The sequence below is a fragment of the Cytobacillus kochii genome (genome assembly GCF_044790165.1).
GTDB classification, from domain to species: Bacteria; Bacillota; Bacilli; order Bacillales; family Cytobacillaceae; genus Cytobacillus; species Cytobacillus kochii.
On record NZ_CP085254.1, the window covers coordinates 1,811,119 to 1,834,379 of the forward strand.

The window sequence follows — 23,261 nt, forward strand, 5'->3', positions numbered from 1 at the left end:
ATGAGTAGTAAGGGAGCACAAGATGAAAAAGGTAATTTCTATTCTTTTTGTTATCATTATTCTCTGTATATTTTTTAATCAATGGGATCAATTCATAGCAGATGAGCAAACTGTCAATGCACAAGAAAGTGCACAATCAAAAGTTACCATTCATTCAGATGAAAAATCTGTCCAAGTCTTTCAAACAATTTCTAGTTTATCTGACAAATCCATTTACGAAATAATCGTACCGGAGAAAGCTTCAAATTGGACATGTACATATAATGATAAAGATGAGTGTAAAAGAGTTTGGCGAGCTGAAAACATTATAGAGACTAAAGGTAGTCAGTTACATATTACCTATAGTTTGCCTCTGAATAAAAAGACTAACACTTTGATTCGTGATTGGTTATTTCAATTAAAAGGTGTCACTATAGATCATGTGGAATTAAAAATCATTGAATCTCACCATCGAAATGGAAAGTGGCTGGCTGGTATTCCATTATCTGGGTTCGTAAAAGAGGATCTAATAGATTATTACTTCTTTTCTGGTAAGACCAACAATCCGGCACTGCTTTGGTATAATGAAGACATAAACACCGAGCGAAACGAAACGTATTATTCGTACTATGGTGATCACTATCCTGAGATCAAAGAACTGATACAAAAACATGAAGAAAAGGTAAAAGAAGCAAACTTTTTAAGTATCATTACAACTAATCAGTTAAAAAGTGGTCTATTTGGAGGCATTCTCATACTACCAATTGGGGAGTTATTAGAAAGAGAATTAGTAGACGCTCTCTATTTCCATTCTATTGAAAGTGAAGAAATAGAATGGTTCTTGGATTTGTTAACCTCATTTATTATTGATGAAAATCCTCGGTTTGATCTAAGTATGTATGCTTTTAATGAACTAAAAGAAAAGCTAACTTCAAGTGAGTTGGAGCAGCTTGTTGCCAGTATTTCCGACTTGGATGAAAGTTTCGTACCAGAAGATATGGATGAGATACTTTATCAAATAACGGGAAAACAAACGAACTTCTTTGCTGAATTAGTAAGGAATAAACAACCGGTTTCTTTAGAATTATATACAATGAAAGATTATCATTGGAATAATAAAAAATTAACTGTGAAAATAATTGAAATTGATGGAATAGAGTGGGTACCTCTACAAAAGACAATGTCATTCCTCGAGTTTGAAACAGAGCGTTTATCTGAAACGGAATGGGCAATCTTTAATGACAAAGATGTTTATCGTTTATATTCAGACCAGTCGATTTTTATAAGAAACGAAGAGGTGTTTGGCTTGCTAGAACATCCACTGAAACAGATGAATGGAGAGTATTATTTAGAAAAAAAATGGCTCCAGTCTATCTTTCAGATAAACTTGAGAGAAGAGGGTAATAAAGTTTATTTTGACATGTAAAAGGAAAGCATGTGTGGAATTTATAGAATCATTCCTATTTGAATGAGTTCACCGTCGATAAAAATAAAAAATCCCTGTAGCAAAAAACCTACAGGGTCCTTCCAACCATCTAATAGGCAGAAGGTAAAGGGAGAGGAGAAACCGGAGGAAGAACTTATGGGGAAACGTAAGTCTTCTCCGCGGTTGGCAACAACATCGTTTAGATGCTGTTAATTTCATTATCTCCATATAAGACATTGTTATACATTTTTATTCGGCATCTCTTGAAATACTTAGGAGAATATGAGTTTGTTTCCTATAAAAAGTATGGTAGGATGATGAAGAAAAATTGAATTTAGAATAAGTGGTGAGTAGTAGTATGCGGGTAGTATCTGGTCAATATAAAGGACTGCAACTTAAAGCCGTTCCTGGCAAATCAACAAGACCAACAACTGATAAAGTAAAAGAAGCAATCTTTAATATGATAGGACCCTATTTTGATGGTGGCATTGCCCTTGATTTGTTCGCTGGAAGTGGTGGCCTTGGGATTGAGTCATTAAGTAGAGGTGTAGAAAAAGCGATTTTCGTTGATCGTGATAGCAAGGCAATACATACAGTACATGAAAATTTACGAATTTGTAAAATCGAAAAAGGCGTTGAAGTTTATAGAAATGACGCAGAAAGAGCTTTAAAAGCCATTATGAAAAGGGAGTTGCAATTTGATTATATCTTCCTTGATCCACCTTACAAAAAGCAGCAACTCGTTAAATTGTTAGAAATCATTAGTCAACAGAAGTTACTAAAGCAAAGTGGCATTATAATGTGTGAACATAGCTCGGATATACAATTACCCACATTATGCGGGGACTTAGAACAAGTAAAGTATGAAAGCTATGGTATCATTGCTGTTTCCATTTATCGTTATATTGTACCTAATGAATAAATTAGAAAGCAGGGGGAATAAAAATGAGCGGGATTGCCGTATGCCCAGGAAGTTTTGATCCAATTACTTTTGGCCATTTAGATATTATCAAAAGGGGAGCAAAAGTATTTGACGAGATACATGTCGTGCTATTAAATAATTCTTCTAAGAATCCACTCTTTTCTGTTGAAGAAAGAATTCATCTAATTGAAGAAGTAACGAAAGACATTCCTAATGTCAAGGTTGGGACTTTTCAAGGTTTATTAGTGGATTATGCAAAAAGTGTAAATGCAAAAGCAATCATTCGCGGTTTAAGGGCAGTATCTGATTTTGAATATGAGATGCAAATCACATCGATGAATCGCGTATTAAATGATGAGATTGAAACATTCTTTGTTATGACGAATAATCAATATTCCTTTTTGAGTTCAAGTATCGTAAAAGAAGTGGCAAAATATCAAGGAGATATTTCTGACCTCGTTCCAGCTGTGGTACAAGATGCGTTACATAAAAAATTCGCTAAGTAAAATAAAGAGGCAGATCAACTCTGAGAGTGTCTGCCTTTTTTTATACGATTTTTTAGTTTTAAGGTTGTGTACTAATGGGAAAGAAAATGCCTACGGTAGTAGATGAAAATATATAAAATAAGAGAAAATAAAGTAATGAGAGGTCCAAGTGTTATCATGTAATCATATATGGTAAATGCTTCGCTTTGAAAAACGGGTATAGCGTTAGATGGTTGCTCAAATGACACGCGGTCGTAGAGTAAATGCCAAAAAAGATAGGCGTAAAAAGCTGCAATAAATGAATGAATAATACGAGCGATGAAAAATGGCTTAAAACGAATATCGGATTGAGCGATAATGCTTGCGACTTGTGATTGAACACTAAATCCACAGAAGGCCAAGATTGCACTTGCAATCATTACTTGTTGTAACAACGGAACATGATCGACTTGAGCAGTCATCTGATTTCCTTGAGTCAGTTCAAAAATGCCAGAAAATAAAGCTTTACTAAAATCAGGGGAGATTTGGAAAATAGATAATAAAAAACCGAGCCCATGAGCGAAAAAGTCTGTAATGCCGATGTGGAATAATAATTTATTTATGACCGAAAATAAAATAATAAAGCCACCGATCATTAATAAAGTATGGATAGAAGATATTACAGCATCACCAACAAGTTTTCCTAATGGACGCTGTTCTTGTAATCTTGTTTCGTGTAAGACATTAAATGCTTCCTTAAATGAAAATTTCCGCGCGGGGGGCGTCGCTATCTTAGTGTTCTTCTTTTCTTCCTTTCGTCCGTAAAAACGCATGATAAAACCTACAGTTAAATTACCAAGATAATGGGCTAAAGCAAGGATAATCCCTAATTTTGTATTATGAAAGAAACCAACAGACACCGCGCCAAAAATAAACAAGGGATTGGAACAGTTAGAGAAGGAAACAAGTCGCTCTGCTTCCAGACGTGATATTTGTTTCTCTTGTCTTAATCTTACAGTGAACTTTGCTCCAGCCGGATAACCAGATGCCATTCCCATGGCTAATACAAACCCGCCAACACCTGGTACTCTGAATAGTGGTCGCATGAGAGGTTCTAATAGTACACCAATAAATTTTACTACACCAAAACCGATTAAAACCTCGGCTATAATAAAAAATGGTAATAGGGAAGGAAAAACAATCTCCCACCACATTTCGAGGCCCCTTCTCGATGCATCAACGGATTCTTGTGGATATAATATAAGTGAAACGGCGATTAATGATGCCGAAAGTGCAAGCATGACTGTTTTTAACTTTGAACGTGACACGAACGAGCCTCCCTTATGTAATACGGCTGGAACACAATGTAAGCATGTCCTTCTTCTATTGAATATACGACGACAGATGAAAAATTAGACCATTGATTTCAAAATGACATTTACTTACTATTGGTGAATCTTCATTTTAAATAGATTCGAACTAATACCCATTAAGAAAAAGCATGGAAATATTTGAAAATGAAATCACTCGTCTGTTAACTAAAGCAACTATTTATACATAAGATAATAAATAGCATTTTGTTGTTTGATATCAATACATTAAAGAAGAAAGACAATCATTTTATGAAAGGGATTGGAGGGAAAGATTTTGGTTCGACCAAAAATAGGTCTTGCTCTCGGATCTGGTGGTGCGCGTGGGTTTGCACATCTTGGTGTAATAAAAGCGCTTGTGGATAAAGATATACCAATTGACATGATTGCAGGGAGCAGCATGGGGGCAATGGTAGGCTGCTTTTACGCTACAGGCATAGATATTGAAACATTATATAAATTTTCCACTGTTTTTAAAAGAAAGTATTATTTGGATTTTACGGTCCCTAGAATGGGGTTTGTCGCTGGTAATCGAGTGAAGGAATTCATCCGTGTATTCACACAAGACAAGAAAATAGAAGATTTAAATATTCCTGTTTCTGTTGTCGCAACTGACATCCAGAAGGGAGAAAAGGTTATTTTTCAAGACGGGCCAATAGCAGAAGCTGTTAGAGCAAGTATATCTATTCCTGGTATTTTCGTACCTGAAAAGGTTGAAGGACGGTTACTAGTCGATGGAGGGGTTATTGACCGTGTGCCTGTTTCAGTTGTAAAAGATATGGGAGCAGATATTATTATTGCTGTTGATGTCTCAAGAGTAAATGTTCAGACCGAGATACACTCCATTTATGATGTAATCATGCAGAGCCTAGATATTTTACAAATGGAGAATGTGATTAACCGTGAAATAGCATCCAACGTGATGATTCGACCAAGTGTAGAGATGTATAGTTCAAAAGCTTTTACAAATATAAATGAAATAATTAAGATAGGAGAAGAGGAAGCGCTCAAATATATCGACAAAATAAAAGAAATCATCGAAAATTGGAAGGAGCCAAATGAATGAAAAGAAAAATTTGGGCTCGCTCCTTCTTCGTCTTAGCATTACTCGTCCTTGTTACTTCCTTTATACAACTTCCTTATTATGTCTCAAAGCCAGGAATGGCGAAAGAATTAGAACCAATCATTGAAGTTGAGAATGGTGACAGCGCTACAGGAAGTTTCATGCTTACGACTATAAGAATGGGCAAAGCTAATATTTATACTTATTTATGGGCAAAATGGCAAAAATATCAACATATTTATCCTATCGAGGATATCCGAAGAGATGATGAAACAGATAGAGAATATCAGTTAAGGCAATTATACTTAATGGATAACTCCAAGCAGTCAGCCATAGAAGTGGCATATCAACATGCTGGATTAGATGTAAATTACAATTATCAAGGTGTGTATGTACTTAATATTATGGAAGGTATGCCAGCAGAAGGGAAACTCGAAGCATCAGATATGGTAACGAAAGTAGATGGAAAATCTTTTCAATCTTCGGAGCAATTCATTGATATGGTTTCATCCAAATCGGAAGGTGATAGCATATCCCTTACGTTTGAAAGAAATGGGGAACAAAGAGAAACCGATATCGAACTAGAGAAAATTGCTGCGACTGGAAAGGCTGGTGTAGGCATTACTTTAGTGGATGATAAAGAGATTTCAGTTGATCCAGAAGTGGCGATTGATACAAGTGAAATTGGAGGTCCATCAGCTGGCTTTATGTTTTCATTAGAAATTTATAATCAGTTAGTTGAGGGAGATTTAACAAAAGGTTATGAAATCGCCGGAACTGGCACAATCTCACCAGATGGTACAGTAGGGCGCATCGGTGGAATAGATCAAAAAATTGTGGCTGCAGATAATGCCGGCGCAGACATTTTCTTTGCACCGAATGAGAATAATAGTAATAAGTCAAACTATAAAGAAGCTGTTAAAACAGCTAAAGATATTGATACTGATATGAAAATCATCCCAATTGACACATTTGATGATGCAGTGAAATACTTAGAGGGGCTAGAAAATAAATCATAGAAATCATAGATTCAAGGCCATAAAGTGTGGGGCATGTAATGTATAAACGGAGAGATTCTGCTAAATCATCAGAATTTCTCCGTTATTTTTTTTGTGATTTATTTTCGCTTTGTTATAAGTAACACTATATTATACAATCCATGTAAATTTTCTTCGAATTCTATTGCCTAGGTGTACAAGTAGTGTGAAGAACGAAGAGGAGGAGGCCCTAGCTCGTTCAACTAGAAATAGCCAATCAAAAGGAATTTTTTACGTACATCTAAAGTGGGAAACTTCAAGATAGATAAGCAAAACGGTCTTGCACGTCCATCTAGGGTGAAATAGGAAGAGATAGCAGACAAAAACGATTTGCGCGTCCGTCCGTAGTGAAAAAGGCAAAGATAGCTGAGCAAAAGTGGATTGCGCGTGCATTCGGAGTGAAAAAGGCAAAGATAGCTGAGCAAAGGGGAAAAGCGTATCTATCCGTAGTAAAAAAAGCCAAGATAGCAGAAACAATCGAATGACGCGTCCATCCAGATTAAACACGAGAGATAGCCGAGCAAAAGTAGTTTTATTCGACCATCTCTCATATTTTCTCAGTAAATAGCCAACAAAACCGAACAATCGGCTCGTGTCTATATCATTTGTCATAAATGATTGGTGGTTGGCTAAAGTCAAGTTTTAAAAGCTGCTGCTGTTGTGGAGAATTAGCTGCAAGCGCATATATTCTAGTTGCTTTAAGATCCAGTGCTAATGACTCTCGATTTTTGTCGGAGACTTTAGAAATGAGAGGAAGCTTAAACTCGCCTTTATATTTATTTAAGTAAACCCTTCCTTTTTTTGACATACCAAGTAGGCGAAGGTATGGTGCTTGCTTTAAATGCGACATAGTTTGTTTACCTGCATGGATAAGAATATATAAACAAATTCTCTGGATGCGTGTCCAAGTATATCGTTTTGTTTTCACTGCTTCCATAAATGTTTGAAAAGATGTTGAAGTCTTGCTCGCTTCGATTAAACGGAATTCGATTCCTTCTTCAACCTCATAAATTTCTCTAAGTTGAGCAGGTGACGAACTGAGCAAGCGGTATTGTAGCATAGGCCAATACAGTTCCCAATGATGCAGAACTCCAAATTTTTTATAATACGAATGCAAGGCTTCATATGAGGTTCTCGGCATATATTTAAAAGTTTCTTCTATATTTGCTTCTTGAGAAAATATCTTTTTTCTTATGCTAGTTGCACTTGCTATGGTTGATGAGTTAAAGTCTTCATCGTGGTACTCGGCATTCTTTCTTGCGATGGTTGTTGGCTCTATTTTCGCATTTTGTTGCTTTATAGCTTTTATGTATTGGAAGCCAAGAATATTATTTGGTTTTGTTAGGTCCACTATTTCTTCATTGATGGTCAATTGTTGGAAAGCAAGAGATGCAGATTTAGGATAACTATAGCCTTCTTTACTATAATTTCTAATCAGTTGGTTATACTCCTTTTCATGTTGATGTAACTCACGATAAGTTGATAAAAATGGCTGTATACTACCTTGCTCACTACCGAATGATAAATATTGACACAGAGTGGCATCGAGTATTGAAATGGCTCCATTTGCAAATATATCTGCTTGAGATGTCGCAAATGAAAAAGGAAGTTCAAAAACAAGGTCACAACCACCAGCCAATGCCATTTCAGCCCGTGCCCATTTTGATACGATTGCCGGCTCTCCTCTTTGCAGGAAATTACCACTCATCACACAAATCACCACGTCTGCACCTGTTTCTTTTTTTGCTTGCTCTACTTGATAGGCATGCCCATTATGAAAAGGATTATATTCAACGACAATACCAACAGCTTTCATCTGTTAACCACTCCTTCTTATTTCTTAATTATAAATGAAGAAATAAAATTTCACTAATGCTTACATAAATTGACGATAAAGGTTTGCAAATTGAACAAAATTGGTTACAATACTAAGAGAAAATGAGATAAATGATTCTCTTTTCAATAACCTTCTGACTGTAAAGAAAAAATATTGACAAATAATTATATGAAAGCTATAATTACCTTTGTTGCCTTGGGGTGATTTATATGAAATGGACTTTAAGTCAGTTACAGAAATATCGAAGCAAGGACTTCTCTTTTGATGAAATCGTCAATGTGGATGAAGTAGTCAAAATGGATGCTGAAATCAGAGATGCATCGCCAATGAGGATTACTGGTCGAGCAGATATTGATTCTGAGAAAGTGATTGTCCATTTTAAAATGGAAGGTCATTTGATTCTCCCTTGTTCTCGCACATTAGTTGACGTTAAATATCCAATTAATGTGGAAACAATTGAAACATTCCTCTTGAAAGCTAGTGATTATGAAACTGAAGAGGAAGTTCATCAAGTGCAAGGTGATGTAATAGACATGATGCCTATTATACATGAACTGCTTGTGCTTGAGGTCCCTATGCAAGTATTCTGCGATGATAGCGGTGAAGAGGGCGCTCCTCAATCAGGAAAAGATTGGGAGGTCATTTCCGAGCAAGAGAAAACGGAAAAGATTGATCCACGTCTTGCTGGACTTGCTCAGCTACTTAATCAAAAGGATTCTTCTGACTCATAACTGGAAGAAAACAGTGAAAACTGGTCTTAATAATTTTTTCTTCATAGTGTATGTTCAAAATATAGAGAGGCCTTTTCTACTCTATTTTATTAATAGAAGTTAATCCTCAAGTTTGAACGACTCTAAATCTCTATAAGGAGGTGGGAATAATGGCTGTACCTTTTAGAAGAACATCTAAAACTGCAAAAAGACAACGTCGTACCCATTTTAAATTACAGGTTCCTGGTATGGTAGAATGCCCAAATTGTGGTGAAATGAAACTTTCACACCGCGTTTGTAAAGCTTGTGGAACTTACAAAGGAAAAGAAGTTGTAAACAACTAATTTTTCATATGACAAAACGCTGGAGCAATAAAAGCTTCAGCGTTTTTTCTATTGTCAATTTAGCTGGCATAGTAAATAAGATATGTAGTGAAGTATTCTTGAGCACTTGTAATCACCTATTACGCATCATCCAAGGTATAAGCACAATGGAGACCTAAATGCTTTGCAAAACGGATTCCTAATTATCTTAGTTATATTATACTTTTTAAAAGGAGATTTGATGATAATGAGCAGTTATCTAATACATAAAGAAGAAAATTTGCTTGTATTCACGATTACTAGAGAACATAAGAGAAATGCCATTAATTATGAGGTAATGGATGGCCTACTTAAAGTAATTGAAATGACTAAACAAGAAGCAAACATAAAAGGCTTGGTCATCACTGGAGAAGGAGAGAGTGCTTTTTGCTCTGGTGGTGACTTATCTGCTTTTCAAAATTTGATCACTGCAGAAGATGCCTATAACATGCTATCTAAAATGTCAAAGATTTTATATAAGCTCACTACACTCAACAAGCCGACAATTGCCCTTATTAATGGAACGGCAGTAGGTGGTGGATGTGAACTAGCTACAGCATGTGATTTCCGCATCGCTAAAAAAGGAACGAAAATGGGCTTTATTCAAGGTACTTTAGCCATTACTACAGGTTGGGGCGGAGGTAGCCTATTGTTAGAGAAGTTGGAGAGCGAAGTCGCTTTAAAGTTACTGATGGAAGCTAGGCCACTGCCGGCAGAAGACTTGTATAAAAAAGGTTTTATTCATGCTATTTATGATCAAGTGAGTATGGAAGTAGTGCAACAATTCTTTGCCAACATTAATAGAATTCATACAGATGTTTTATCTGCCTATAAAGAGATCCTTGTTCGTAAGTGGAAGGTCACACAATTAGAAAAAAGAATGGAAGAAGAAGTTCGCACTTGCTCGACCCTTTGGAGTATGGAAAGTCATCATCAAGCGGTCAATAAATTTTTAACAAAAAATAAGTAAATAAAGAAAACGAGTGAATATCCCATGTTTAAGTCTATCTTTTCTAGTATAAGCATAAGATGAAATAAAAACACTACTAGGAGGGGTTAGGGATGTCTTCTACTCGTCAAGATGCGTGGTCACAAGATGAAGATATTTTGCTAGCGGAAGTCGTTCTTCGCCAGATAAGAGGGGGAGGAACACAACTTCAAGCATTTGAAGAAGTGGGTAAAAAGCTATCGAGAACAGGCGCTGCATGTGGGTTTCGTTGGAACTCTTATGTAAGAAAGCAATATAAGAAAGCGATAGATGTAGCAAAGAAACAACGGAAAGAATTAAAGAACCGTAAAAAGGACCCAGAACTAACATCATTGGTTGTTGAAGAGGCGGCAAAAGATAAACAGGTTTCAAGCCACCAGCAATTAAGCTTTAATGAAATTGTAGAGAGCCTTAAATCTGTATATGAACAAGCGGAAAACGCCAATTCTGCTGAAAAAAACTCATTATCTCAGTATGAGGGCAAAATTATTTCTTTAGAAAAACAAACTTATTATTTAGCTGCTGAAAATGAAAGGTTATTAAAAGAAATACAAACATTGGAGCAGGATTATAAGGCGCTTGTAGAAATAATGGAGAAGGCAAGAAAAATGGTTGTACTAAAAACGGACGATCGCGAAAAAAATGTTCGTGTTTAGTTTCTATCTAACAATTACTAATGATACTATTTATACTTAAATTTCCTTATACAGTTTATTTCAAATTATAAACATAAAAGAGCACTCCATCCTAATGGAGTGCCTATTTATGTTTATTCGTCTTCTTTTAAAGATTCCTTTACCATACCTTCGGGAAACCATAGAACAGGATTTTCCCCTAAATCCCTATCCATATCATATTGGGCTGAAGTGAAGCCCATCTTTTCCCAGAATTCCTTTGACTTAATTCTCGTGTTTGTCTTAATAGGTAGGTTAAAGCTCTTGGCGAAGTTAACAAGTGCTGTTCCATAACCTTTTGATTGATAATCCTTCAATACTTCAAGCTTCCAAAGTTCTAAATAATCATGAGAAGGTTGGAAGTAACGGTCGAATTTAGCTTCTACTTTATAAAGGCTCATGCGGGCAACGAGTAGGTCCCCAAAGTAAATGCCATAAAAAGGCGATTGGCTTCCGTTTTCTATTATATTGCCTTCTAGATCCTCGAGCATTGATAATTCTTGAAGACCATATTCTTTAAACTTTTTAAAATCTTCTAAGGTTCTGTAATTTACTTTTAGTCTTTCAACTTTATAGCTCATGATTCATCCCCCTAAAACACCTATGTAATTTATTGAATGCGCTTACTCTATATCATTATATAACAATATTAAGAAAATTTCTTTAGTAAACTGTCATTCTTTTATCATTCAAGACATAAAAATGTATTGTTCAAAAATAAACGTAAGCGTTTTCAATAAAAAAGAAGGAAAAAGAGCGAACCTTGTAGAAATAGGGAATATTGCGATAAATTATATTTATTTGCATTTGGTTATTGTAACAACGAACGAAGGGAGAATAAATGATTGCAGAAAATATTAATTGCCAATAGAGGAGAAATTGCCTTAAGAATTATTAAAACTTGTAAAGCACTGGGAATCGAAACGGTAGCAATATACTCAGAGGCAGATGAAGGGTTGCCTTTTGTTATCGAGGCAGATCAAGCATTTCTCATTGGACCACCACCGGTCAATCAATCTTATTTAAATGTTGAGAAAATCATTCAAATAGCTTTAGCAGAGAAAGTTGATGCCATTCATCCAGGCTATGGTTTCTTATCTGAGAATGCAGAATTTGCTAGGAGAATTCATGCAGCGGGTATTATCTTTATCGGTCCAAACCCTGACACAATTGAAAAAATGGGAGATAAGATTATTTCCAGGCAAACGATGGAAAAAGCGGGTGTACCTATTGTGCCCGGTAGCAATAGTGGTGTTGTAACAGTCGAAGCTGCTCTTGCTTTAGCTGAAACATATGGTTACCCTATTATGCTTAAGGCAAGTGGGGGCGGTGGTGGAATCGGTATGGTGCGCTGTGAAACTGAGCAAGCGCTCAAAAATGCCTTCTCCTCGACAAAATCAAGAGCGAAAGCATACTTTGGCAGTGATGAAGTATTCGTAGAAAAGTGTATAGAGGGTAGTCGTCATATTGAGGTACAAATATTTGGTGATGATAAGGGACAAATTGTTAGCTTATTTGAAAGAGATTGTTCTATTCAAAGAAGGCATCAGAAAGTCATTGAGGAATCGCCTAGCCCTTCTCTATCAACGGAAACGAGGGATAAGATGCTTGAGACTGCTATTAAAGCAGGCGAGGCAGTAGGTTATAAAAATGCTGGTACCGTTGAATTTATCGTCGATGCGGATGAGAATTTCTACTTTCTTGAAATGAATACTCGTCTCCAAGTCGAGCATCCTGTCACAGAACAAATCACCGGGATAGACCTCGTGGAATGGCAAATTGAGATTGCTAAAGGGAATGAACTTCCCCTTAAGCAAAGTGAAATTAAATCAGTTGGACATGCGATGGAGTTCCGCCTGTATGCGGAAGATCCCGTTACATTTATGCCTTCACCTGGTACGATTAGTGAACTAAAATGGGGAAACCTTGATAGTGTCCGTATTGATTATGGCTATGTTGAAGGTTCTAAAGTAACTCCATTTTACGATCCAATGATAGCAAAATGTATTATAAACGGGGAGAACCGAGAGGAAACATTACAAAAGGCAGCACAATTTTTTAATGATCTAGAAATTTCCGGTATTAAAACGAATGCTCCGTTGTTTGTAGAAATTTTAGATGATCAAGATTTTAGTAAAGGTAAATATACAACTGATTTTTTGAAAAATAAATCTTTAATAAAAAAACAGTAATACAACCCAAGGAGGAAAAGAAAATGAAAGAAATCGTAGCAAATATGGCAGGTACAGTTCTTAATGTGTTAGTTGCAAATGGTGATGAAATTACTGCAGGGCAAGAAGTGCTTGTCTTAGAAAGTATGAAAATGGAAATTCCTGTTGAGAGCAATGAAGGCGGTAAGGTAGCTGAATTAAAAGTTAATATCGGTGATTTTGTAAATGAAGGCGATTCTTTATTAGTTTTAGAATAAGGAGAGATAAATCATGACAACGATACAAACATTAACAGACGATTTAAAAGAGAGACGAAAGAAAATTGAAGCGGGTGGTGCACCTAAATACCACGAAAAGCTGGAAGGCCAAAATAAATTATTTGCACGAAAGCGTTTGGAACTATTATTGGATGATGGTTTTTACGAAGAAGATGGTAAGTTTGCTAACTGTAGTGAGGAAGGATTGCCAGCTGATGGAGTCATCACAGCAGTAGGAAAGATTAATGGGCGCACAGTTTGTGTGATGGCGAATGATTCTACTATTAAAGCAGGATCATGGGGAGCTAGAACAGTTGAAAAGATTATTCGAATTCAAGAAACAGCTGAAAAACTTAAAGCTCCTTTGCTTTATTTAGTAGATTCAGCCGGTGCAAGAATAACTGATCAATTAGATATGTTTCCAAACCGTAGAGGTGCTGGGAGAATTTTTCATAATCAAGTAAAACTTTCAGGTGTTGTACCACAAGTTTGTTTACTATTTGGACCATCGGCAGCAGGCGGCGCGTATATTCCCGCTTTTTGTGATATTGTCATTATGGTAGACGGGAATGCTTCTATGTATTTAGGATCACCAAGAATGGCGGAAAAAGTGATTGGGGAAAAGGTTTCCCTAGAAGAAATGGGCGGTGCAAGAATGCATTGTTCTGTTAGTGGTTGTGGTGATTACTTAGCATACAGTGAAGAAGAAGCGATTACAGTTGCACAAAACTATTTATCTTATTTTCCGGGGAATTTTCAAGAGTTACCTCCAACTAAAGAATCTGTGGCGCCTAAAGCTGGTAAGTCTTTAGAAGAGATCATTCCTGTGAATCAAAATGCCCCATTTGATATGTATGAATGTATTGAACAACTCGTTGATGAGAATAGTTTTTTTGAAATGAAGAAATTATTCGCAGCTGAACTTATTACTGGAATAGCGAGAATAGATGGAAAGCCAGTCGGAATTATAGCGAATCAGCCAAAGGTTAAGGGTGGCGTTCTTTTCGTTGACTCGGCTGACAAAGCAGCAAAGTTTATCTCACTATGCGATGCTTATCATATTCCATTGTTATTTCTAGCGGATGTTCCAGGGTTTATGATTGGCACAAAAGTAGAAAGAGCAGGTATTATTAGACATGGTGCGAAGTTAATTGCTGCAATGAGTTCCGCGACAGTACCGAAGATTTCAGTTATTGTCAGGAAAGCTTACGGTGCGGGATTGTATGCGATGGCGGGACCTGCTTTTGAACCGGATTGCTGTATTGCCTTACCAACTGCTCAAATAGCCGTTATGGGACCTGAGGCTGCAGTTAATGCTGTTTATTCTAATAAGATTAATGAAATTGAAGATATGAAAGAGCGCATTGCGTATGTACAAGAAAAACAAAAAGAATATAAGGAAACAATTGATATTTATAAATTGGCATCGGAACTCATTATAGATGATATTATCGCTCCTGACGAGCTTAGAAGTGCCCTTATTAACCGCTTTGAGTTATACGCAACAAAAGATATACCAATCGTTTCGAGAAAACACCCAGTAAATCCAGTTTAAAGACCCTACCCTGACCTTTCTTAGGAGAGTAATCAGGGTTTTTTCTTTTATAGATATTGATTGATTGAATATCTGGAAAATGTACAACCTACCCATTGACCTTATCGGTGCTAATATTTAAGTTTTGCTTTCTCAGTTGATTGATAAACTCAGTTTTGTTTTTAGGTGAAATGGCAATTGTTTTGAACTTCCCATAATTAATTTCAAGTTTATCAATAGACAAAGCAGGAGCTGTAAACGGGTTTTTCGTTTCCGTAACGCTGTGTATTTCAGCTATCTTGATTGTCCACCTAAAAGGGCCATATTGAATAGTAAGAACATCGCTTTTAATTGTATACCCTGTCTTAAGCCAAATCCACAGCAGACATAATCCAATGAGCGATAAAGTAAAGATTTTTATCCATGGTTTATCTAGAAACGATGGGCTTATCCAAACACCGAAGTTTGGAAAGAAGATGGGTGGAATAATAAAAAACAATGCACATAACCAATAGGTTATTGACAACCATAAATCTTTCTTTGATGGAAAATACATATCATCATTTCCTTTCGTTATTATGCATACGCTTTTCTTGTTTAATCGGTTTCGTAAATGTTAAAAAATTTACAAGTATTTACTTATTAGCTCCTATCATTATTTATTTTTAAAAGTGATACGAATGTACTCTGTTTAGATCTATATGGTTTATTTGGGTGTAGAATTTCTTAGTAATAATTATGTTATAGCTAGTCAAACAAAAAAGAAAAATAGATGAAACTTTCAAGAAAAAAAGAATCGTCTCACCTTTCAATAGCTAAATTTGCTAAAATGAGACTAAATACATTGTAAGTGAAGTGATAATGATGAAAATCGGGATTATTGGCGGGGGTTCTATCGGACTATTATATGCTTTCTATTTAAATAAACAACATGAGGTTACTCTTTATGTGCGTTCAGATGAGCAAAAGGACATTATCTCCTTAGAAGGTATCTTTTTAAATACGAAAGAAAATCGGAGGAATGAACGTATTCATGTTGAATATATACATAATTGGAAAGGGCAAGACGAGATTACCTTTGTTGCTGTAAAAGAATATCACCTTGACTCACTCCTTGCCACTCTTAGCATACATACAAAAACGTTATTTATCTTTCTGCAAAATGGTATGGGTCATTTAGAAAAGCTCGAACGGTTAAAAAATCAACAAGTCTATATTGGTACAGTTGAACATGGTGCACTAAAGGTAAATAAAAATGAAGTGAACCATACGGGGTTAGGAGTAACAAAGCTTGCTCCTTTAACTGAAAATGCTGAACCCATCCAACTTTTAAATGTAATGGCTAATAGCGAAGATTTTCCATTCATGCTTTATCAGAACTATGAGGAAATCATGCTGAAAAAATTAGTTGCAAATGCTGTGATTAACCCTTTGACAGCCATTTTAAAGATAAGAAATGGTTTACTAATTGAAGATCCATCTTATTTTAAAGTATTTAAAATCTTATTTACAGAAGTAACAGCTGCGCTTTCAATTAAAGAGAGTCAAGAGATCGAAGCATATGTTGTATCAATTTGTAGGAAGACTGCTCATAATCAATCATCAATGTTCAAAGATATTGTTGAAGGCAGGAAAACAGAAGTTGATGCAATTGTTGGTTACTGTCTTACTCAAGCAAAGAAAAATCAAGAGAGTGTACCATTATTAACATCTTGTTATTTTATGATCAAGGGGATGGAGAAAAAGGGGGAGAAGGATTGAGTGTATTTTTATCCTCGATGATTGCGACATTTATTACTATACCATTTCTAGGGTATTTACTCGTTTTTATCATTTGTAAACAAGTGACGAAAAAGCATAAGAAATCTGTACATCTAGCTCTTGATATTAGCACATTGCTGCTCATTCTCTCTGTCCATTTTATGATTGCTTCAATTTGGAATCGTTCATACATTTGGTTGATTTTTCTTTTCCTTATTAGTACTGCTATACTTTATCTTTTGTATTATTGGCGGGTTAAGCAAGAAATAGATTACGGTAAATTGTTCAAAGGATATTGGCGCATTAATTTTTTGTTTTTTCTTACTGCTTACTGTGTTTTGATAGCAATTGGTATTTTTAACAAAATTAGTTATTTGATGTTTTAAAAAAGACTCTTTAGTTGGCTAAGGAAATATATTATCATTATGAATGATGAAATCAAAAGAATTTAAAATCTAGCCTATCATAAGCAAAGTTTTTTTCTTTTCTTTTCTGACAATGCTATACTCATAAAGATACTTGGAAAATGTGTTTAGAAAGGAAGTTCATAGATGGAGATTTTGCATCTCACAATACCGGCCACTAATCGGTTTGCAACAGAGTATACTGCTCAAGATGAGAAAATTCAGCCATACTTCCACTACCGTTATAATCATATTAGTGATTTAAAGAGACGTATAGAAGAACTTGGTCAGAGAAATTTTTCACGAGATAAGCTAGTAAGTCATATAAGTGATTTCATGAATGGCTTTCCAACATCTGAGAAAGTACAAGAATCTCTTAAAAAGCTAAATGATGATAAAAGTGTAGTTGTTATTGGAGGGCAGCAGGCAGGTATAATGACTGGACCTCTTTATTCCATACATAAAGTCATTTCTATCATTGCCTTTGCTAAGGAAAAAGAGCGGGAATTAAATACTCCTGTTGTACCTGTTTTTTGGATTGCTGGTGAGGATCATGATTATCAAGAGGTAAACCATATTTATTGTAGCGAAAACAACCAAATGAAAAAGCAGGTTTATCCAGAATCACCGAATGATAAAAAGATGATATCAAATATCGCTATTGATTCAGATGTTTGTATCAAGTGGGTTGACGACATCATTGAGTCATTTGGTGAAACCGCATTTACAAAAGATATTATGACATTCATTCATAAGGCTATAGAACAATCAAAAACATATGTAGACGTATTTGCTCATTTAATTATGGGGATGTTTAAAGAACATGGTCTTTTATTGGTTGATTCAGGTAATGCGCAATTAAGACAATTGGAAAAAGGCATATTAGCTGAGCAAATCAAAGCTGCGACAAAAATGACAACAGCTGTGCTTGAAAATCAACAGAGATTACAAGCTGATGGTTATGCAAATATGCTAGAAATCAGTGAAAATGCTGCTAATCTCTTCTATTATGATGAAGTTTTTAAAGAGAGAATTCTACTTGATTACAATCATCAAACCCAATGTTTTGTGAATACAGATGCTAAAATAAGCTTCACATTAGAAGAAATGTTAACGATGGCAGAAACAACACCCGAGAAACTGAGTAATAATGTTGTTACAAGACCTTTAACACAGGAATTACTTTTCCCCACATTAGCGTTTATTGCTGGACCAGGGGAAATCGCGTACTGGGCTGAACTGCAAAAAGTGTTTGAGCAGTTCTCTTTAAAAATGCCGCCACTTGTTCCGCGCTTGAATTTCACGATTTTAGAGAGAGCAATTGAATCGGAAATGAAAGAGCTTGAATTACAATTAGAAGACGTATTAAAGAATGGCACTGAAGAACGAAAGAATCAATTTCTTCAATCAGTCCAAAGTAAAGAACGAGATGAAATCTTAAGCGAATTACAAGCGAAATTTGAAGAATCTTACAAACAGTTGTTAGCTTATACTTCAGAGAAAGAAAAGGGTATGTACCCACTCGTAGAAAAAAATCAAGCACTTGTGCAAAAGCAAATTGCATTTATACAAACAAAATTTAAACAATCGACTGAGCAAAAATATATAAATATACTCACGAAATTTGATCGTATTCAATCTTCCGTAAAACCAGACGGTATTCCACAAGAAAGGGTTTGGAATGGACTTTATTTTATCAATAAGTACGGTTTATCATTCTTCTCCCGGATTCTCGATCATGAACTACCTTTTGATGGTACGCATAAAGTGATTAAGGTATAAAGAAAAAGACTTAAATCCTTCTCAATATTAGAGGAGAATTTAAGTCTTTTTTTTGTGCACAAAGAAAAATAATAGGCACATAAAAGCTGGGAGAGGTTTAGGCTAGCCGAACGACAAGAAAATGATTTTAAAGTTATCCGTAATGGATATGCCTTGTCGATTTTTAAAAAGTGTGACTAACGAATCTTCTTCTTTTGACAATTCTCTTTCAGCTTTATTCAAAATGAAATAGATAAGGTAAAAAAAGCAAATATTTTTGTAAAAAGATAGCGAAAGAAAAATGTTTGAAAAATAAAAAAACAGCAGGAATTTATTGGACGTAAGCGAATCATTTAAAATAGTGGAGGAAAGTGGGGGAATGTGGTACATTTGTGTTAGAAAGTGGGTGAAGCGGGTATGTTTATGGGAGAATACCATCATAATGTTGATACGAAGGGCCGCTTAATCGTACCCGCTAAATTTCGTGAGAACTTAGGAGAGACATTTGTATTAACACGAGGTTTGGATCAATGTTTATTTGGATATCCCTTAACAGAATGGAAAGAGCTTGAAGAGAAACTTAAAGCTTTACCCATGACAAAAAAGGACGCCCGCGCTTTTACCCGATTTTTCTTCTCGGGTGCAACAGAATGTGAAATTGACAAACAAGGACGAGTAAATATCGCTTCCCCACTAATGCAATATGCAAAATTAGATAAAGAATGTGTCGTATTAGGTGTTTCCAACCGAATTGAGATTTGGAGTAGAAGCCTTTGGGAAGAATATTTTGCAGAGTCAGAAGAATCTTTTGCTGAAATTGCAGAAAATATGATTGGCTTTGATATTTAAACAAGGCCTAACCCGAATGAATACATAAGGGGACTTTTACACACAATTACAGGTTGGGAAGGATGAGCAACAATGTTTAATCATACAACAGTACTTTTAAAAGAGACAGTAGATGGACTAAATGTGAAAGAAAATGGGATATACGTGGATTGTACTTTAGGTGGAGCTGGGCATAGTGAATATTTATTATCACAGCTCTCAAGTGAAGGAAGATTATTCTCTTTTGACCAAGATGAAACGGCAATTGACAATGCGAAGGAGAAACTTGCTAAGTACAGTGGGCAAGTGACACTGGTAAAAAGTAATTTTAGTCATTTAAAGGAAGAATTGAATGCAAGAGGGATTTCTGAAGTGGATGGTATTTTGTATGACCTAGGTGTTTCATCTCCTCAATTAGATACACCGGAAAGAGGTTTTAGTTATCATCATGACGCTCCGCTCGATATGAGAATGGATAAGCAAGCGGAGGTTTCAGCCTATGATGTTGTCAACCATTGGTCATATAACGAACTTGTGAAAATCTTTTTTAAATATGGTGAAGAAAAATTTTCTAAACAAATTGCAAGAAAAATTGAGTTAGCAAGAGAAAAAGCGCCGATAAAAACAACGGGTGAATTAGTAGATTTGATCAAGGAAGGCATACCTGCCCCAGCTAGAAGAAAAGGGGGTCATCCAGCTAAGCGAATTTTCCAAGCGATACGCATTGCTGTTAATGATGAATTAGGGGTGTTCGAGCAGTCATTAGAGCAAGCGATGGGCTTGCTAAAAAGTGGTGGGAGAGTGAGCGTTATTACGTTCCACTCGTTAGAGGATCGTATTTGTAAAGCGGCTTTTAAAGAGGCCAGTTCAACACCAGATCTACCACCGGGACTGCCAGTTATTCCTGATGAATATCAACCTAAGATGAAATTAGTGAACAGAAAACCTATTATTCCATCGGAAGAGGAGTTATCCCATAATAATCGATCTCGTTCAGCTAAACTCAGGATTATAGAAAAAATATAAAATAAAAGATACACACTCAGGAGGGGAAATATGGAGAATGTAGCTCGTAAACTACAGCAAGAACAACATGTATCTAACCAGCCGGCTCAAGCGCCAAAAAAGAAAATCAAAGATCGTAAATCATTGCTCTCGCCTGGAGAAAAAATAATGGGTATCGTATTTGCGGGTGCAGTTTTCTTTGGCGCCACAACAATTATTTCAAATCAAGCAGGTTTATATGAAGTAAATGCGGAAATTCAAGACACGCAAAAAGCAATCACTGAACAACAGAGTGTGAATAGTGATTTAAAAATGCAAATCGAGGAATTAAGTCGTCCAGATCGTGTAAAACAAGCAGCTGAAAAATCTGGCTTTGAAATGAATGAATCTCCTAAGGTTGTTGGTGGTGAGTAATGTATAAGAAGCAAAGAAATATGAATGTTGGAGCAGCGATATTGTTTATGATATTCAGTCTGCTCTTTTTTGTCTTGCTTTTCCGGTTTATCTCTATTCAAGTGTCTGGTGAAGCGGGTGGTAAAGTCATTGCTGCACAAGCTGAACAGTTGTACCAAGGTTCAACAACTATTGAATCTAAACGTGGGACAATTTACGATCGTAATGGCAATGTGATTGCTGAAGATAGTACAGCTTACACTTTAGTTGCTGTCTTATCCGAAAAAATGACCAAGAATAAAGATAATCCCAAACATGTGGTTGAACCAGATGAGACGGCAAAGCAATTAGCTGAAGTCATTGATATGGAAGAGTCCGAAATCTACGAAAGATTAACGATCAATGAGAGGCGAGGTAAGGATGAACAGTTGTTCCAGGTTGAATTTGGACGAGCTGGTCAAAAATTAACAGTTAGTCAAAAGAAGAAAATAGAAGAGTTAGAGTTGCCAGGTATTGTTTTTCAACCGCAGACCATTCGTTTTTACCCTAATGGAACTTTTGCTTCGCACCTTATCGGGTATGTTGATTCCGTAGAAGGTGAAGATGGAAAACTCGAAGACAAAGGAATTATGGGCTTAGAGAAGAGCTTAAATGATTTAATGTTAGGGGAAGATGGCAAGTTTTCTTATGAAAAAGATATTTGGGGATACTTATTACCAAATGGTGAAGAAGTTGTAGAAAAAGCAGAAGACGGAAATGATGTATATTTAACAATCGATAATAAAATTCAAATATTTTTAGAAGAAGCAATGAGCAAAGTAAGTGAAAAGTATGACCCAGAAAAGATGGTCGCCGTTGTCGCTGACCCGAAAACGGGCGAAATTCTTGCGATGAGCCAACGACCTACATTTAATCCAGAAACACGGGAAGGTATTGATCAAACATGGCGTAATCTCGCTATTGAGGATTCGTTTGAACCAGGTTCAACAATGAAAGCTTTTACGTTAGCAGCGGCAATTGAGGAAGGGGTGTTTACACCTAATGCAACCTTCGAATCTGGTACGTATAAAGTTACGGAAAAATCTCCACCAGTAAGAGACCATAATAATGGACAAGGATGGGGTTCAATTACGTATTTAGAAGGCATTCAACGTTCCTCTAATGTAGCAATAGCGAAAATGGTAAAAGATCAACTAGGCTATGAAACATATCGAGAATACTTGACGAAATTTGGTTTTGAAGAACCAACCGGTATTGATTTACCTAATGAAGCTGGAGGGAAAATTGTTTACGAATGGCCATTTGAAAAAGTAACAACGGCTTATGGTCAAGGAACCGCTATTACACCCATTCAACAAATACAAGCGGCGACTGCTATTGCTAGTGATGGATCTATGAAGCAGCCTCATGTAATAAGTGAAATAATTAACCCAAACAATGATAAAGTGGTAAAAGAAGCAAAAGAAGAGATTAAGGGTCAACCGATTTCTGAGAATACAGCCAAGGAAGTGAGAAAGGTATTAGAAACGGTTGTCTCTTCTGAGAATGGGACAGGCCATAATCATTATCAAATTGATGGCTACAAAGTAGCTGGTAAAACAGGAACCGCACAAATACCTAAAGAGGGTGGTGGCTATATTACAGGGCGAGAAAATTATGTGTTCTCCTTCTTAGGAATGGCACCTGCTGAAGACCCTGAATTACTAGTATATGTGGCTGTTCAGCAACCAGAGCTTGAAAATACAGAAACAGGCAGCGATCCTGTTTCAGAAATTTTTAAACCGGTTATGAAGAATAGCTTAAGTTATTTAAGTATTGAACCTACTGACTACGATAAACTTCAAGTGAGTAAAGGATTGAATTTTGAAGGAAAATCTGTTGAACAAGCGAAAAAGTCATTGGAGAAAAATGGAATGCAGCCAATTGTTATCGGTGATGGTAAAAAGGTTGTAGAACAATCACCAGGTGCTACAGAAAGTGTGTTAGAAGGTGAAAAGGTTATTCTTAAAACGGATGGGAAGCTTACTGTCCCAGACTTAACTGGTTGGTCGATGAGAGATGTGATGAAGTTTGTTAAGCTATCTAATCTTAAGCTTAACAGTGTGGGCAACGGTTTTGCTGTCAAGCAAAATCTAGCTCCAGGAAGCGCTATAAAAGAAGATGAATATTTAATCGTTGATTTTCAACAAAGTGGAAAAAAATCCTCTTCTAATGAGGGAGAAGAACTGAAGGATGATAAAAGTGCGAGCGAACAGTAGAAGTTAAAGACGAGCTTCTGTTCTAAAAATAATGTACAAGCATAAAATGGAACGAGC

Annotated in this window: 24 protein-coding genes; 20 read left to right on the forward strand and 4 right to left on the reverse strand. The window is 36.1% G+C overall.

Going from position 1 to position 23,261, the window contains the following annotated elements:
* The first annotated feature begins 22 nt into the window (after positions 1-22).
* The 3 genes from LG276_RS09610 (at position 23) to coaD (ending at position 2,833) form a co-directional block, all read left to right on the forward strand.
* Entirely contained in the window at positions 23-1,405 is a 1,383-nt protein-coding gene (locus tag LG276_RS09610) for a hypothetical protein (protein WP_224937887.1), read from the forward strand.
* 358 nt (positions 1,406-1,763) lie between these two features.
* Entirely contained in the window at positions 1,764-2,327 is a 564-nt protein-coding gene (gene rsmD / locus LG276_RS09615; protein ID WP_224937888.1) for a 16S rRNA (guanine(966)-N(2))-methyltransferase RsmD, read from the forward strand.
* 23 nt (positions 2,328-2,350) lie between these two features.
* Positions 2,351-2,833, forward strand: coding sequence for a pantetheine-phosphate adenylyltransferase (gene coaD / locus LG276_RS09620; protein ID WP_095369637.1), 483 nt, complete (start codon positions 2,351-2,353; stop codon positions 2,831-2,833).
* Between the two features lie 71 nt (positions 2,834-2,904).
* Here the strand turns inward: coaD and ylbJ are convergent, their stop codons facing one another.
* Positions 2,905-4,119: a sporulation integral membrane protein YlbJ gene (ylbJ, locus tag LG276_RS09625; protein WP_224937889.1), complete on the reverse strand. Its 1,215-nt coding sequence runs from the start codon at positions 4,117-4,119 to the stop codon at positions 2,905-2,907.
* A 319-nt stretch (positions 4,120-4,438) separates the two neighbouring features.
* Here ylbJ and LG276_RS09630 point away from each other — a divergent pair, with 319 nt between their 5' ends.
* From LG276_RS09630 to LG276_RS09640, 3 genes are all read left to right on the forward strand, one after another.
* Positions 4,439-5,227 (forward strand): patatin-like phospholipase family protein, encoded by a 789-nt coding sequence (locus tag LG276_RS09630; RefSeq protein ID WP_251161436.1) that lies wholly within the window; start codon positions 4,439-4,441, stop codon positions 5,225-5,227.
* Positions 5,224-6,243 carry a SepM family pheromone-processing serine protease gene (locus LG276_RS09635; protein WP_224937891.1) on the forward strand — a complete coding sequence of 340 codons (1,020 nt, stop codon included), beginning with the start codon at positions 5,224-5,226 and terminating at the stop codon, positions 6,241-6,243. The genes LG276_RS09630 and LG276_RS09635 overlap by 4 nt, the downstream gene beginning before the upstream one ends.
* Positions 6,244-6,608: 365 nt before the next feature.
* A complete protein-coding gene (locus LG276_RS09640; protein WP_404409913.1) occupies positions 6,609-6,746 on the forward strand; it encodes a hypothetical protein in 138 nt (45 codons plus the stop codon).
* Between the two features lie 116 nt (positions 6,747-6,862).
* Here the strand turns inward: LG276_RS09640 and LG276_RS09645 are convergent, their stop codons facing one another.
* A complete protein-coding gene (locus tag LG276_RS09645; RefSeq protein ID WP_251161437.1) occupies positions 6,863-8,077 on the reverse strand; it encodes a nucleotidyltransferase in 1,215 nt (404 codons plus the stop codon).
* Positions 8,078-8,307: 230 nt separating this feature from the next.
* Between LG276_RS09645 and LG276_RS09650 the strand changes: the two genes are divergently transcribed.
* The 4 genes from LG276_RS09650 to LG276_RS09665 all read left to right on the forward strand — a co-directional run bounded on the left by LG276_RS09650 (position 8,308) and on the right by LG276_RS09665 (position 10,814).
* Complete coding sequence (locus LG276_RS09650; protein ID WP_404294212.1) at positions 8,308-8,829, forward strand: YceD family protein; 522 nt, start codon at positions 8,308-8,310, stop codon at positions 8,827-8,829.
* Between the two features lie 149 nt (positions 8,830-8,978).
* The gene (gene rpmF / locus LG276_RS09655; protein ID WP_095369631.1) at positions 8,979-9,152 is read left to right on the forward strand and encodes a 50S ribosomal protein L32; all 174 of its coding nucleotides are present in this window, start codon (positions 8,979-8,981) and stop codon (positions 9,150-9,152) included.
* A 226-nt stretch (positions 9,153-9,378) separates the two neighbouring features.
* Positions 9,379-10,140 carry an enoyl-CoA hydratase/isomerase family protein gene (locus tag LG276_RS09660; RefSeq protein WP_281202420.1) on the forward strand — a complete coding sequence of 254 codons (762 nt, stop codon included), beginning with the start codon at positions 9,379-9,381 and terminating at the stop codon, positions 10,138-10,140.
* A 92-nt stretch (positions 10,141-10,232) separates the two neighbouring features.
* Positions 10,233-10,814: an RsfA family transcriptional regulator gene (locus LG276_RS09665; protein ID WP_224938524.1), complete on the forward strand. Its 582-nt coding sequence runs from the start codon at positions 10,233-10,235 to the stop codon at positions 10,812-10,814.
* 113 nt (positions 10,815-10,927) lie between these two features.
* Here the strand turns inward: LG276_RS09665 and LG276_RS09670 are convergent, their stop codons facing one another.
* A complete protein-coding gene (locus LG276_RS09670) occupies positions 10,928-11,413 on the reverse strand; it encodes an N-acetyltransferase (RefSeq protein ID WP_095369628.1) in 486 nt (161 codons plus the stop codon).
* 264 nt (positions 11,414-11,677) lie between these two features.
* Here LG276_RS09670 and LG276_RS09675 point away from each other — a divergent pair, with 264 nt between their 5' ends.
* The 3 genes from LG276_RS09675 to LG276_RS09685 are packed head-to-tail and all read left to right on the forward strand — an operon-like array spanning position 11,678 to position 14,815.
* Positions 11,678-13,024 (forward strand): acetyl/propionyl/methylcrotonyl-CoA carboxylase subunit alpha, encoded by a 1,347-nt coding sequence (locus tag LG276_RS09675; RefSeq protein WP_404294215.1) that lies wholly within the window; start codon positions 11,678-11,680, stop codon positions 13,022-13,024.
* Positions 13,025-13,047: 23 nt separating this feature from the next.
* Positions 13,048-13,260: a biotin/lipoyl-binding carrier protein gene (locus tag LG276_RS09680; protein ID WP_095369626.1), complete on the forward strand. Its 213-nt coding sequence runs from the start codon at positions 13,048-13,050 to the stop codon at positions 13,258-13,260.
* A gap of 13 nt (positions 13,261-13,273) precedes the next feature.
* Positions 13,274-14,815: an acyl-CoA carboxylase subunit beta gene (locus tag LG276_RS09685; protein ID WP_224938526.1), complete on the forward strand. Its 1,542-nt coding sequence runs from the start codon at positions 13,274-13,276 to the stop codon at positions 14,813-14,815.
* Positions 14,816-14,903: 88 nt separating this feature from the next.
* On the opposite strand, the gene LG276_RS09690 is transcribed toward LG276_RS09685, so the two are convergent.
* Complete coding sequence (locus LG276_RS09690) at positions 14,904-15,350, reverse strand: PH domain-containing protein (RefSeq protein WP_404294217.1); 447 nt, start codon at positions 15,348-15,350, stop codon at positions 14,904-14,906.
* Between the two features lie 305 nt (positions 15,351-15,655).
* Here LG276_RS09690 and LG276_RS09695 point away from each other — a divergent pair, with 305 nt between their 5' ends.
* The 7 genes from LG276_RS09695 to LG276_RS09725 all read left to right on the forward strand — a co-directional run bounded on the left by LG276_RS09695 (position 15,656) and on the right by LG276_RS09725 (position 23,204).
* Complete coding sequence (locus tag LG276_RS09695) at positions 15,656-16,555, forward strand: 2-dehydropantoate 2-reductase (protein ID WP_224938528.1); 900 nt, start codon at positions 15,656-15,658, stop codon at positions 16,553-16,555.
* Positions 16,552-16,941 (forward strand): DUF3397 domain-containing protein, encoded by a 390-nt coding sequence (locus tag LG276_RS09700; protein ID WP_251161441.1) that lies wholly within the window; start codon positions 16,552-16,554, stop codon positions 16,939-16,941. The genes LG276_RS09695 and LG276_RS09700 overlap by 4 nt, the downstream gene beginning before the upstream one ends.
* 165 nt (positions 16,942-17,106) lie before the next feature.
* Positions 17,107-18,741, forward strand: coding sequence for a bacillithiol biosynthesis cysteine-adding enzyme BshC (gene bshC, locus LG276_RS09705; protein ID WP_404294220.1), 1,635 nt, complete (start codon positions 17,107-17,109; stop codon positions 18,739-18,741).
* 396 nt (positions 18,742-19,137) lie between these two features.
* Positions 19,138-19,569, forward strand: coding sequence for a division/cell wall cluster transcriptional repressor MraZ (gene mraZ, locus LG276_RS09710; protein ID WP_095373480.1), 432 nt, complete (start codon positions 19,138-19,140; stop codon positions 19,567-19,569).
* 72 nt (positions 19,570-19,641) lie between these two features.
* Entirely contained in the window at positions 19,642-20,574 is a 933-nt protein-coding gene (gene rsmH, locus LG276_RS09715; protein WP_289433473.1) for a 16S rRNA (cytosine(1402)-N(4))-methyltransferase RsmH, read from the forward strand.
* A gap of 30 nt (positions 20,575-20,604) precedes the next feature.
* Complete coding sequence (ftsL, locus tag LG276_RS09720; RefSeq protein WP_095369620.1) at positions 20,605-20,967, forward strand: cell division protein FtsL; 363 nt, start codon at positions 20,605-20,607, stop codon at positions 20,965-20,967.
* The gene (locus tag LG276_RS09725) at positions 20,967-23,204 is read left to right on the forward strand and encodes a penicillin-binding protein (protein ID WP_224938531.1); all 2,238 of its coding nucleotides are present in this window, start codon (positions 20,967-20,969) and stop codon (positions 23,202-23,204) included. Before ftsL ends, LG276_RS09725 begins: the two co-directional genes overlap by 1 nt.
* Positions 23,205-23,261 lie beyond the last annotated feature (57 nt).